The organism is Arthrobacter sp. cf158, assembly GCF_900106835.1.
Taxonomy (GTDB): domain Bacteria; phylum Actinomycetota; class Actinomycetes; order Actinomycetales; family Micrococcaceae; genus Arthrobacter.
Genome location: NZ_FNNR01000006.1, coordinates 286,703 through 298,905, shown reverse-complemented (window position 1 = coordinate 298,905; position 12,203 = coordinate 286,703). Strand labels below are relative to the sequence as shown.

The following is a 12,203-nucleotide window of genomic DNA, read 5'->3' as shown; positions in this document are numbered from 1 at the left end:
CCTTAAGTTGAAGGCAGCTGCTGCAGCCGCCACGCGATGATATCGCTGATGAGCTCGGTGGGGAGTGGGGATTTATGGGGCAGTTTGATGGCGTGCTCGGTGGTCCCGAAATCTGCCAGCTCCGCGGAGAAATGCGTGATCGCATCGGGGGTCGGATAGAACCCGACGTGGTGCTTTGTTCCAGTGAAGAAGAACAGCGGCTCGGTGCCGAGCTTGAAGGTGGGCATGCGCCAGCTGATCGATTCTTCCGCTTCATCAGGCACGGCCGAGCGGATCAGTTGGTACACGATCAGCAGTCGTTGCCGAACATCGCCGTCGTACTGGTCGATGTACTCGCTGATGGTACCCGGTGTCATGATGGCCTCCCTGTGAGCGATGGTGCACACCCGATCCTATTCCCGCCTAGGGTGTTGAGCATGCGAAGAATTCCAGAGACCTTCGACCAAGCAGACGGTGAGCAATCGACGCCAGAGTTGATTCTGTTGAACGGTCCACCGGGCATCGGAAAGTCGACCCTGGCCAGGCTCTTCTCCGACCGGCATCCAGGAACTTTGAACTTGGATGTCGATCAAGTCCGTTGCCTCATTGGTGGCTGGCAGGAGTATTTTCAGGCAGCGGGGAATCTGGTCCGCCCCATCGCGCTCACCATGGCTGCCACGCATCTGGCCGCGGGGCACCGCGTGATCATGCCGCAATTTCTCGACTCCGACCAGGAAATCGCATTGTTCCGCAACGTTGCCCGGAAATCCGGCGCGGGCTTTCGAGAGGTCGTTCTCATGGACACTCAAGAGTCCTCGATCGAGCGGTTCTACGCTCGCGGAGACAAGCACGATCCCTGGCACGCCCGGGTCACGGCGATTGTGGAGCAGAACGGCGGGCCCCAACTGCTGAAGTCAATGTATATCGGCCTGACCAACGGCCTTCACAACCGAGGCTCCGCATCAGTCATCAGCAGCCGCAGAGGAGCGATTGAGGAAACGTACGCGCGTCTCGTGGAAGCTTTGAGTGTTGAGCCGATTCACCACTAGAGCTATTCCGCATGCCTTGGTAGCTTCGAACCCATGGCCATCAAGCTTGAGAACGTCGGTATTGCTGTGCGGGACATCGAAGAAACCATCGCGTTCTTCACCGATCTGGGTCTGACAGTGCTGGGCCGCGACACCGTCAGCGGCGAGTGGGCGGATACCGCCGTCGGGCTTGATGGCAACCACGCGAAGATCGCGGTGCTCCAAACCCCGGATGGCCAGGGACAGCTGGAACTGTTCGAGTACATCCACCCGGATGCGATCGAGACGCAGCCCACCCTTCCAAACGAAATCGGAATGCACCGGGTGGCCTTCTCCGTTGACAACATCGACGAAGCCCTTGAGATAGCCGCGAAGCACGGTTGCACTCCCCTTCGCGGCGTAGCTACTTACGGTGACGTCTACAAGCTCACTTATCTTCGCGGGCCCAGCGGAATCCTGGTGATGCTTGCCCAGGATCTAACGAAAGCCTGACCCCAGGGTTATCCGCTTCCGGAAATCTGCCGGGCGAAGTCATTGAGAGCGGTGGCCACGGCGTCCGGATTGCTCAACGTGGCGTAGTGACCACCAGGGATTTCCACGGGTTCTGTTCCCAGCCTGTCGCGAACCTGGCGCCTCATAAACCTCGGAGGGAAGAACAGATCGTCGCGGCATAGAATCCCCAGGGTTGGCACGTCCGGGTGTTTGCCGGGCCAGGGCCCTGACATCCAGGCCCCCTGCTGATCGCGCTCCCGTTCGGTGGCCTCCTGTGCCAAATCGTCAGGGACGAGATTGAAATATGGCTCATCGGGAATGGTCTCGCGGTCATGGCCGGTGTTGGTCCACCAGGCACCAAAGGTCTCGCCGGGCATCGGAATCATCGCCGAGAGGTACACCAGGCCATCGGAATGGAGCTCCTCGCAGACCAAGGGGGCCGTGAAGCCACCCAACGAATGCCCCACCACGATGGTGTGCTGAGCATCGCCAACCGCTTCCGTCACTGCGCGGGTGTAGTCCTCAAGTCCGGCAGCGGCATCTTCAATGGGCAAGTCGACAACCACCACTTCATGCCCCGATGCTTCCAGCAGCGGGCCCACCAGATGCCAATCCCATGCCGTGGAACCACCACCGTGAATCAGTACGAAAACTGCCATCATGCCCCCGATTGACCTCAGGCCGGATGTGCTGTCACCAGCGCATCCGGCTCAGTTTGAACAACTCCCGCGGGTGTTTCCACAGGGAGTCCGTTACGGATCCAGTACTCGATGCCTCCGATCATTTCCCTGACGGAGTACCCCAGTTCCGCGAAGGCAAGCGCCGCTAACGTGCTGCCATTGCACCCTGGACCCCAGGAGTAGACCACTACTTGCGAACCAGCCGGAATGACGTCGGCGGCCAACGCCGGAATCTGCGCCGTCGGGATATGTACGGCACCCGGAATATGTCCGTGGTCCCACGAGGATTGCCTGCGGGTGTCCACCACAACCAATGAGCCTGGCGTGGCGTCAGCAACGTCCATGACGTCAATCTCGCACTCAAGCTTCGCCCGGAAATATTCAGCTGCACTCATACTCATGCGAGATTCGCCAGCTTCGCGGACGCCCGGCGGGAACCAAGCTTGGCGGATATCCGGAGGCTTGTCTCCGCAGCCATGGGCCCCACCTCACGGACACGTTTGGCGGTCATCCGCGACGACAACGAGGACACAGACAGGGCCGCCACTACGTGATCGTCATGACCAAAGATCGGTGCGGCCACGCACCGCACTTCCGGCTCGTTCTCACGGTCATCAATGGAGTAGCCCCGCCGCCGGATGGCTTCAAAATCAGCCCGGAGCAGCGAGGGATCCGTGATGGTCTTGTCCGTGAGCGGCTCCAGGTTTCCGGCCAGGATAGGCCCCACTACTTCCTCCGGACTGAACGCGAGCATGGCCTTGCCAACGGCGGTGCAGTAGGCAGGCATAGTGGCGCCCACGCGCGAAGCCATCCGCACTGTGGCCTCGTCCTCCACCTTGTCCAGGTACACAACGTCGTGCCCGGAAAGCACCACCAAGTGGCAGGTGCTTTCCGTGGCACGCATGAGGCTCCGGAGCTCACCATTGGCGACGCTGCGCAGATCCACCCGGTCAAGATAGGACTGGCCCAGGCGCAGACAGCCGTGACCCAGGCGGAACTTCCCGGTCTCGTGGTCTCGCTCCAGCAGGTTCTCCTCGAGGAGCGGCGCGGCTAGGCGCAACAACGTGCTCTTGTTCAGGCCAGAGAGCCGGGCCAGCTCCACCAGGGCAAGCCCATCACCGTTGCCGGGCTCCTCAGCCACAACAGTGAGCAGCGCCAGCGCTTTGCGGAGTGATGCCGAGGAATTCCGGGCATCCTTGCCTTCAATAGTCACTCAGTTCCTTACAAGCTGCTCGGCGTCGTAATCGCGCTTCCAACCCTCAACACCCGGGCGTTGCTGCCACGGCGCAGGACCGGACAATGGCCGGTATTCCACACCCATGGCCTCGAGCCGTGCCAGATGCGCATCCGTGAGTCGCGTCAGGAACTCATCGTAGTCCCGGCCCTCCGGCCTGGACCAGAACACCTCGGCGATCGCACTCAGGCGGGGGAACGCTGCGAACTGCACGCGCCGGGGCGAATCCAGGTGTTCGCTCCAGATGTTGGCTTGGGCCCCCAGCAGACGGCCCGGGAAGTCAGTGCCTTCCAGGCCTGGCAGTGGCTCAAACTCGTAGACGTCCTGCAGCGTGGTCACGAAACCAACCGGCACCGGCTCCTCATCACCGTCGGCTTGGCGGTGGTCGAGGTAAAGCTTGTGCTCGGGGCACATCACCACGTCATAGCCGTTGCGCAGGGCGTCGATACCGCCTTCGTATCCGCGCCAGGACGCCACAAGAGCCCCGTCCGGAAGGCCGCCGTCGCCGATTTCGTCCCATACGGACGTGGCGCGGCCGTGGCCCTTCAAATGCAGAGCAAGCTGCCCGACGAACCAACTGTGAAGGCCCGAAACATCGTCCAAGCCCAGCTCTGCAGCCTTTGCCTGCGCTTGCGGGCTGGCTTGCCATTGTGTCAGTGGCACCTCGTCCCCGCCGAGGCTGATCCACGGGGAGGGGAAGATCTCCACCACTTCATCCAGGACGTTCCGGTAGAAATCCAGAGAGGTTTCGGACACTTCCAAAACGGTCTCATTGATGCCCCAGCGCGTCCACACCTCCACAGGCGCTGTACCCTCCGCTGGGCCTGCACCCAGCTCCGGGTACGCCGCGATGGCCGCCTGGCTGTGGCCCGGAACGTCAACCTCCGGGATGACGGTGATGTGCCGATCGGCGGCGAATGCCACGATCTCGCGAAGATCGTCCTGCGTGTAGAAGCCACCGTGCGGTCGGCCATCGAAAACACCTGCACGCCAGGAACCAAGCGACGATTCACGGCGCCACGCACCGGTTTCGGTCAGTTTGGGATAGCGGTTGATCTGGATCCGCCAGCCCTGATCGTCCGTCAAATGGAGGTGAAGGACGTTGAGTTTGTGCATGGCCATCACGTCGATGAACCGGAGCACGTTGTCCTTTGGCATGAAGTGCCGCGCGACGTCCAACATGGTGCCGCGGTAGCCGAATCGCGGCTTGTCTTCCACTGAAACGCGCGGAACAGACCATCCATCAACAGCCCCAACCGGCGCCTGCCGCAGCGCGGCCGGGCCCATCAACTGCAACAGCGTCTGTGCACCATAGAACGCACCGGCGGCATCACCCGCAGAGATAACGACGCCGTCACTCACTTCCAGTCGATAAGCCTCGGCGTCGAGTGTGGGGTCAAGCAGGATTCGGATATCTCCCTCGCCGGCCGGAGCGGGAGCCAGGTCCCAACCGGTGGCTGCGCCCAAAGCCCGGGCGAGCCAGCGGCGAGGACCGCGGAGTTCAGGATCGGCACCCAGAGTTGTGCCGGCGTCGAGCTCCAACTCGCCAGTCCCCGCTGAAAAGGTCCACGGCGCTGGGACCAACTGGTGGAGCCCGCTCATCCCTTCACCGCCCCGGCCAGTCCGGACACCAGCTTGCGCTGGACTGACACGAAGAAGATCAGCACAGGAATGGTCATAATGACCGAACCGGCCATGATGGCTCCCCAATCGTTTTGGTCGGGCTTGAAGAACGTCAGCAAGGCAATGGGCAGCGTCTGGCTCTCCTGGGCGGAAATGATGAAGGTCTTGGCAAACAGGAAGTCGTTCCACGTGGAAATGAACGAGAACACCGAACATGCCACCACACCCGGCGCCACCAAAGGGAACAGGATGGAACGAACAAACCGGAAGCTGCTGGCGCCGTCCAAACGGGCGGCCTCCTCAACTTCCAGCGGGACGGCGGCCACGAAGCCGCGAAGCATCCAGATGGCGAACGGAATGCTGAAACCAACGTGCACCAGAACCAGCGAACCCAGCTGGTTCAGGCCCACCAACGGGATGGCTTCGCCGGCGTTGCGCAGCAGGAAGAACAGCGGAATGGTGAGTGCTTCCACAGGCACCATCTGCGAGACCAGGATGATGATCAGCAGTTTGGTGCGCATCTTGAAGTTGTAGCGCGTCAACGCCACAGCTGCGAGGAACGCCAGGACGGTGGACAGCACCACAACTACCAGCGCCACGATCACGCTGTTCAGGAAATACTGGCCAAAATTGTTCACACCAAGGACGCGCCCGAACGAGTCCAGCGACGGCTCCAGGGTGTACGGCGCTGCATCACCGGCGTCGAGCGCTGTTTTGGGCTTGAGTGCTGACAGCACCATCCAGAACAGCGGGAAGGCAACGATCAAGGCGATGACAATCGCCGCGGCATCGGCGCCGAAGCGGCGCTTGCCCTGCTTCCGCAGCTTCTGCGGGGCGTCAGCCTTGGTGGTTCGGCGCGGGACTGATGAAACGTCGACGGCGGTCATAGGGCTTCGCCTGTTCTCTTGAGGATCCGGAGGTAGACCAAGGTGATGACCATGAGCAGTGCGGTCATGATCACGCCCAGTGCAGAACCCAGGCCATAAAGGCTGGCGGCGAAGGCCTGCTGGTATCCATAGACGTTCAGCACCAGGTTCTGGCCGGCTATGCCACCGCCGTTGGTCATGATGTAGATCTGCGAGAAGATCTTGAAGTTCCAAATGATGGATTGGATGGTCACCACGATCACGATTGGCCGGAGCATGGGGAGCATGATGCTGCGGGCAATGCGGGGCATGGACGCGCCGTCAATCCTGGCGGCTTCAATGACTTCGGTGGGGATCGCCTGGATGCCTGCGTAAACCGTGACCAGCACGAACGGGAACGAGCACCACACCACTTCGCTGGCGACTAGCCCGAAGGCCGACCATTTGTCGTAGGTCCAGGAGTACCCCTCGAACTGAGTCAGGCCGATGGCCACCAGCGTCTTGTTGACCAAACCCAGGGTGGGCTCGAACAGAAACAACCACACGGCGCTGCCCGTGACTGCCGGAGTGGCCCATGCGCCGAGCGACACCACGAACAGCAGCGAGCGGACCCACGGGCGAAGCCGTGTTGCCAGCACCGCCAAGGAGCTGCCCACCAGCAAGGTGAAGACCACGCAGGCGGTGGCGAAGACCACCGTGTTGCCCAGGACGGTCCAGAACTGCGGGTCCGCGAAGAGCTTCTGGTAGTTCTCCAGGCCCACGAAGTTCAGGGGCGCCTTGCCGCTGACCTGGGCCTGGCGGTAGTCGTACAGCGAGACGTTGATCAGCTGGAAGATCGGGTAGCCGAGCAGTGCGATCAGGACGATGAAGGCCGGCGCAAGGTAGAGCCAGGGCTCCAGTCCGCGCTTTCCGTTGGAGAAACGCCGGGACGTGCGTCCCGCCGTCGTCGAGCCTTTGCCCGGGGTACCGCCTTGCGGCGCTTCGGGCAGAACCGGAGTGAGCGCTGTCATGATGCGCCTTTGGTTGTTGGACTTTGTTGTGGGGCGTAGCGCATTACTTGGACCCGAATGCCGTGTTCATGGCGGCAGCGGCCTCCGTGGTAGCGGCGTTCACGTCAGCCTTGCCCGTGACAACCTTCTGGTACATACCGGTGAAGACACCCTGGGCGTCGATGGTGGACCAGTTTTCCGTCACCGGGACAAATTTGGTACCGGCACCCAAGGTGTTGATGAACGGTTCAACCTGCTTGTTGGTCTCCGCCACAGACTTCTGGACGTCGCTGAACGTGGGGAGGTTGCCCATGGAGTCAAACATCTTCTGCTGGTACTTTTTGCTGGCCAACAACTTCACGAAGTCTGCTGCCAAGGTGCGGCGTTCACTGCTGTTGAAGACACCCAGGTTGTTGCCGCCGGCAAAAGCCGGAGCAATGGAACCGGCAGTCTTGCCGGGAACCGGAACCACCGCGAACTTGTCCTTGATGGCGCTGGCAGCAACTGCCTTGTAGTTGAAGTCGCCGCCAATGGTCATGGCCGACTTGCCGGCGATGAATTGCTGGACGCTGGCATTGCCGCCGAACTCAGCGCAGGTCTGGGCAGGGCAGATGTCGTCCTTGAGGAGGCGGGTGTAAGCCGCAACGCCTTCGCGTGACTCTGTGGAGTCCAGGCCGGAAACGAACTTCTCGCCTTCCTTCGTGGCGATCTCGCCGCCGTTGGCCCACAAGTACGGCATGGCGGAGAACTGCGCAGCGCCGCCAACGGAGATGCCCAGCAGCTCAGGGTTTGCAGCGCGGACAGCGCGGGCCACGGTTTCTACCTCATCCAGGGTCTTGGGAACCTCAAGGCCGAGCTGCTGGAGGAGGTCCGTGCGGTAGTAGAGGGCACGAACACCCACGAACCACGGGACACCGTAGTTCTTGCCGTCGATTTCGGTGGTGTCCAGGATCTTCTGGTCCAGGTCCTTGGCTTCATCCCAGGACTTGATGTCCCCGGTGACGTCGGCCAGGCCACCGGACGCCACATAGCTGGCGAGGTCCGTGTTGCCGAATTCGGCCACATCCGGGGCGCTGGAAGGATCGTTGAACGCTGCCTTGAACCGCTCGGCGCGGCTGTCAACGGGAATGTACTGGACATCGATCCTGGCACCACTGTGTGCCGCTTCGAATTCAGCAACGGCTTCCTTGACCACCGCGGACTTGGGGTCCTGGTTGACCTCGGAGAAGAGCCAGACACGGACGGTGCCCGTCTGCTCGTCCGAGCTGGAGGCTGCGTTGTTGGAGGTGGGTGGAGCGCAGGCAGTCAATGCGAGCGCTGCGATGGCAATGGCCGCGGCGGAGCGTGCGAGTTTCAAGTGTCCTCCATGGAGAAAAGGTGGATACCGCGGGATTTCCCCCTCCGCGGCTATGAGACCAAACACTATGAACGCGCGGGTGTGGGCGGAAGCACATTCGTCAAAAGGTTTGCATTGCAAAACAAGAATCCAGTTTTTAAGCATTTTGGTCTATACCAAGAGACGTTTTGAGGGACATCGACTTTAGGTTCCACATGAAGTGAAGATACCCCCTGGGGGTACTTGACGCATACCCCCTCCGGGTATATATTGAAAACATGAGCACTGCAGATCTGAGCATGAGCCACCCGGACGCGCCCATCATCGAGGTGGACCTGGAGCACGCCGCGCCGCATGGCTACACCAGCAACAAGGACGCCTACCTCAAGCGGCTGAAACGCATTGAGGGCCAGGTCCGCGGAATCGCGCGCATGGTGGAGGATGACAAATACTGCATCGACATCCTCACGCAGGTTGCGGCCGCCACCAAGGCCCTCCACGCAGTCAGTCTCGGGCTTGTTGAGGAGCACATCGGCCACTGCGTCGTGGGAGCAGCCTCCGAGCCTGATCCCGATGCCCGCGCCGAGCAGATCGACGCCAAAGTCAAGGAGGCCACCGATGCCATCGGGCGCCTGCTGCGGTAATGCCGCCACCAACCACCACACCATTCAACTCACCTCCAAGGAGCACGCCATGAGCCAAACCATCCGAACCAACGTGAACGTTTCCGGCATGACATGCGGCCACTGTGTCTCCAGCGTGAGCGAAGAACTCGAAGCCCTCAGCGGCGTTGAGGACGTCGCCGTAGACCTCAACCCGGGCGGCCTGTCCACCGTGACCATCACCTCAACCAGCGAGCTCTCACCGTCGGAAATTGGCGAGGCCGTGGCAGAAGCCGGCTACCTGGTGGTAGCCAACGACGCGTAGGAGTCCTCTTGAGTAGCCAGGACACTTTCAACAAGCCCGCACACCGGGTCATCGAACTCGACATCGAGGGCATGACCTGCGCCTCTTGCGTCAATCGAGTGGAACGTAAACTGGGCAAGCTCGACGGCGTAGAGGCCAGCGTCAATCTGCCCCTCGAATCAGCCCACGTGACCGTCCCGGCCACCGTGACTGACCAGCAAATCGTGGACACGGTCAACGCGACGGGCTACAAAGCCACTGTCCGCCAAGCCCCGGCGCCACACACCCGCGAACACAGTGAACACCAGCACCACGGCAACCAGACTCCGGATGCAGAACACGCCGCCCATGAAAATCACATGGATCACGGCCCCTCTGCGTCAACGCTCCGGCCGCGGCTCATAGCGGCGGCGCTGCTGACTGTCCCGGTGTTCGCCATTTCGATGATTCCCGCCCTCCAGTTTGCCAACTGGGGCTGGGTCGTCGGAGTCCTTGCCCTGCCCGTGGTGAGTTGGGCGGCCTGGCCGTTCCACAGGGCCGCGGCCATCAATGCACGGCACTTCGCATCCACCATGGATACGCTCGTTTCCATCGGCGTCATCGCCGCTTACCTGTATTCTGCCTGGCAGTTGTTCGCAGATCCCCGGATGACAGAACACCCCGGCATGGAAAGCATGTCAGGCGGCGGTTTGTACTTCGAGGTCGCCGCAGTGGTCACCACGTTCCTGCTTCTGGGCCGGTATCTGGAGGCCAACGCGAAAGCCAAGGCCGGTAATGCGCTGAAAGCCCTGCTGAACCTGGGCGCCAAGGATGCCACGATTTTGGTGGAGGGTGCTGAGCAGAAGATTCCCGCTGATCAGCTCCTGGTGGACGACGTCATCGTGGTTCGCCCCGGAGAGAAGATCGCTACTGATGGCGTGGTCACGGACGGAGAATCCGCCGTCGACGCTTCACTGGTAACGGGCGAGTCTGTGCCGGTGGAAGTTGGCCCGGGCAGCCTGGTGACAGGCGCAACCATCAACACCTCCGGCCGGCTGCTGGTTCGCGCCACGCGGGTTGGCTCGGACACAACACTCGCGCAGATGGGTCGCTTGGTCAGCCAGGCACAAACCGGCAAGGCTCCCATCGCCAGGCTTGCAGACCGGATCAGCTCTGTCTTTGTACCGATCGTGCTGGTCATCGCACTGGCGACGTTCCTCCTATGGCTGTTCTTCTCAGGCGATCTCAATGCGGCCTTCACCGCCGCTGTTGCTGTTTTGGTGATCGCATGCCCCTGCGCTTTGGGCTTGGCGACTCCCGTGGGGCTGCTGACCGGAACGGGTCGTGGCGCGCAGCTGGGGATCCTGATCAAGGGCCCTCAAGTTCTGGAAGACACCCGGCACGTGGACACCATCCTGCTGGACAAGACGGGCACCGTGACCAGCGGAAAGCTCGCCGTGGACCACACCGTCGCTCTGAACGGTCATACCCCCGCCACCGTTCTGACGCTTGCCGGCGCCGTGGAGTCAGCGTCCGAGCACCCTATCGCCCACGCGATTGCGGCCGCCGCGAAGGACGCAATCCCCCACGCCGGGGCGTTCCCTGCCGTTGAAGGATTCAGTTCCGCTCCCGGCGGCGGAGTGCGCGGAACTGTTGTGCTGGACGGCAGCGCATACGCGGTTGTGGTCGGGCGCTCTGGCTGGCTCGAGGGAAACGGCATCACCCTCGACCCCGGCCAACGGGAAACCTTGGCTGCTGAAGAAAACGGTGGCGCCACGGCCATTTGGGTTGCCGTCGACGGCCAACCCGCAGGAATTGTGAGCCTCAGCGACACCATCAAGCCCGGATCGGCCGCGGCGATCAAAAAGTTGAAGGGCATGGGCATCCGCCCCATCCTGTTGACCGGCGACAATGCCGCTGTGGCCGCCCAAGTGGCTGCCGCCGTCGGAATTTCACCGGACGACGTCTTCGCCGGAGTTTTGCCGGAGGGCAAGGTGGCGGCGGTTCGAAAGCTGCAGGAGTCCGGCGCAACGGTTGCCATGGCTGGCGACGGCGTGAATGACGCCGCAGCCTTGGCTCAGTCGGACCTGGGCATCGCGATGGGCTCGGGCACCGATGTGGCGATTGAAGCCTCAGACCTCACAGTGATGGGTAGCGATCTCGGTCAGCTGGTACAGGCCATTGAGCTCTCCCGAAAGACACTATCCACCATCAAGACCAATCTGTTCTGGGCGTTCTTCTACAACGCGATCGGCATTCCGGTAGCGGCCCTTGGCTTCCTAAATCCGATGATTGCCGGCGCTGCCATGGCGGCGAGCTCGGTCCTGGTGGTCGCGAACTCCCTACGGCTCCGCTCGTTTGGGAAGTAGAGCACCTGAGGGCGATGGGGTCTGGGCTAAGCCGTCCCGAACCGGACGGCGGCCCGGGCCTTCGCTTTGGCAGCTTCTTCGTCACGGTTCTTGGCCGGGCCATGGCTCACCAATGAGTCCAGGAGATGCTGCGTAATATGCGCGATCTCATGAACAGCCTCAGCGAAGGCTTCCTCGTTGGCTTTGGACGGCTTGGTGGATCCGCTGATTTTGCGTACGTATTGCAGGGCAGCGGCCTCCACTTCGGCGTTCGTGGCGTGCGGTTCGAAGTTATGAAGAGTCCTGATATTGCGGCACATAATCCCATGCTAACTATGGGCAGTGCTGCATGGGGAGGGGTGCCCATCGACGGGTTTGCGAATCCCGGGATAGGTTTTAGCTATTGGATCTTCCGGATGAGCCGGAGGCCGCTGGGGATGCCGAAGAGCTCGGGTCCGAACAAATGAAGGAGAATCTCATGGCTATTTGGGGTGCAGATGTTGATCAGCTTCGTCAGCTCGGTAACAAGCTGAAGGCCGGCGCCGAGAACATCGAGCAGCAGCGTTCACAGCTGAAGGGTGCTCTCGACGGTACCGACTGGAAGGGCCCGGACGCTGACAAGTTCCGCGGCGAGTGGGACAGCCAGCACGCTTCCAACCTGAAGAAGGTTGCCGACGCACTTCGCGAAGCCGGCGATCGCGCTCAGAAGAACGCTGAGCAGCAGCAGCAGGCTTCCAACTAAG

Annotated in this window: 15 protein-coding genes; 6 read left to right on the top strand and 9 right to left on the bottom strand. The window is 61.7% G+C overall.

Going from position 1 to position 12,203, the window contains the following annotated elements; translation table 11 throughout:
- Positions 1–2: 2 nt before the first annotated feature.
- A complete protein-coding gene (locus BLW08_RS14310) occupies positions 3–356 on the bottom strand; it encodes an iron chaperone (RefSeq protein ID WP_091326016.1) in 354 nt (117 codons plus the stop codon).
- 60 nt (positions 357–416) lie between these two features.
- Here BLW08_RS14310 and BLW08_RS14305 point away from each other — a divergent pair, with 60 nt between their 5' ends.
- A complete protein-coding gene (locus BLW08_RS14305) occupies positions 417–1,028 on the top strand; it encodes an AAA family ATPase (protein WP_091325876.1) in 612 nt (203 codons plus the stop codon).
- Between the two features lie 33 nt (positions 1,029–1,061).
- Complete coding sequence (locus BLW08_RS14300; RefSeq protein ID WP_091325875.1) at positions 1,062–1,499, top strand: VOC family protein; 438 nt, start codon at positions 1,062–1,064, stop codon at positions 1,497–1,499.
- A gap of 8 nt (positions 1,500–1,507) precedes the next feature.
- Here BLW08_RS14300 and BLW08_RS14295 read toward each other — a convergent pair whose 3' ends face one another.
- The 7 genes from BLW08_RS14295 to BLW08_RS14265 are packed head-to-tail and all read right to left on the bottom strand — an operon-like array spanning position 1,508 to position 8,248.
- Positions 1,508–2,161 carry an alpha/beta fold hydrolase gene (locus BLW08_RS14295; RefSeq protein ID WP_254779872.1) on the bottom strand — a complete coding sequence of 218 codons (654 nt, stop codon included), beginning with the start codon at positions 2,159–2,161 and terminating at the stop codon, positions 1,508–1,510.
- Positions 2,162–2,175: 14 nt separating this feature from the next.
- Positions 2,176–2,580, bottom strand: a complete 405-nt coding sequence (locus BLW08_RS14290; RefSeq protein ID WP_090821946.1) for a rhodanese-like domain-containing protein — start codon at positions 2,578–2,580, stop codon at positions 2,176–2,178.
- Positions 2,577–3,392: an IclR family transcriptional regulator gene (locus BLW08_RS14285; RefSeq protein ID WP_090821948.1), complete on the bottom strand. Its 816-nt coding sequence runs from the start codon at positions 3,390–3,392 to the stop codon at positions 2,577–2,579. The genes BLW08_RS14290 and BLW08_RS14285 overlap by 4 nt, the downstream gene beginning before the upstream one ends.
- Positions 3,393–5,015 (bottom strand): beta-N-acetylhexosaminidase, encoded by a 1,623-nt coding sequence (locus BLW08_RS14280; RefSeq protein ID WP_091325871.1) that lies wholly within the window; start codon positions 5,013–5,015, stop codon positions 3,393–3,395.
- Positions 5,012–5,923 carry a carbohydrate ABC transporter permease gene (locus BLW08_RS14275; protein WP_091325869.1) on the bottom strand — a complete coding sequence of 304 codons (912 nt, stop codon included), beginning with the start codon at positions 5,921–5,923 and terminating at the stop codon, positions 5,012–5,014. The genes BLW08_RS14280 and BLW08_RS14275 overlap by 4 nt, the downstream gene beginning before the upstream one ends.
- On the bottom strand, positions 5,920–6,912 hold the full coding sequence (locus tag BLW08_RS14270; RefSeq protein ID WP_090821953.1) for a carbohydrate ABC transporter permease: 993 nt from the start codon (positions 6,910–6,912) through the stop codon (positions 5,920–5,922). Before BLW08_RS14270 ends, BLW08_RS14275 begins: the two co-directional genes overlap by 4 nt.
- 43 nt (positions 6,913–6,955) lie before the next feature.
- Positions 6,956–8,248, bottom strand: coding sequence for an extracellular solute-binding protein (locus BLW08_RS14265; RefSeq protein ID WP_090821955.1), 1,293 nt, complete (start codon positions 8,246–8,248; stop codon positions 6,956–6,958).
- Positions 8,249–8,505: 257 nt separating this feature from the next.
- Between BLW08_RS14265 and BLW08_RS14260 the strand changes: the two genes are divergently transcribed.
- The 3 genes from BLW08_RS14260 to BLW08_RS14250 are packed head-to-tail and all read left to right on the top strand — an operon-like array spanning position 8,506 to position 11,481.
- On the top strand, positions 8,506–8,871 hold the full coding sequence (locus BLW08_RS14260; protein ID WP_090821957.1) for a metal-sensitive transcriptional regulator: 366 nt from the start codon (positions 8,506–8,508) through the stop codon (positions 8,869–8,871).
- 49 nt (positions 8,872–8,920) lie between these two features.
- Positions 8,921–9,154 carry a heavy-metal-associated domain-containing protein gene (locus tag BLW08_RS14255; RefSeq protein WP_254779871.1) on the top strand — a complete coding sequence of 78 codons (234 nt, stop codon included), beginning with the start codon at positions 8,921–8,923 and terminating at the stop codon, positions 9,152–9,154.
- 8 nt (positions 9,155–9,162) lie between these two features.
- Positions 9,163–11,481, top strand: a complete 2,319-nt coding sequence (locus tag BLW08_RS14250; protein ID WP_091325864.1) for a heavy metal translocating P-type ATPase — start codon at positions 9,163–9,165, stop codon at positions 11,479–11,481.
- A gap of 26 nt (positions 11,482–11,507) precedes the next feature.
- On the opposite strand, the gene BLW08_RS14245 is transcribed toward BLW08_RS14250, so the two are convergent.
- Entirely contained in the window at positions 11,508–11,780 is a 273-nt protein-coding gene (locus tag BLW08_RS14245) for a DUF2277 domain-containing protein (RefSeq protein ID WP_091325862.1), read from the bottom strand.
- Positions 11,781–11,938: 158 nt separating this feature from the next.
- Between BLW08_RS14245 and BLW08_RS14240 the strand changes: the two genes are divergently transcribed.
- Complete coding sequence (locus tag BLW08_RS14240; RefSeq protein WP_011776688.1) at positions 11,939–12,202, top strand: WXG100 family type VII secretion target; 264 nt, start codon at positions 11,939–11,941, stop codon at positions 12,200–12,202.
- The last annotated feature ends 1 nt before the right edge of the window (position 12,203 follow it).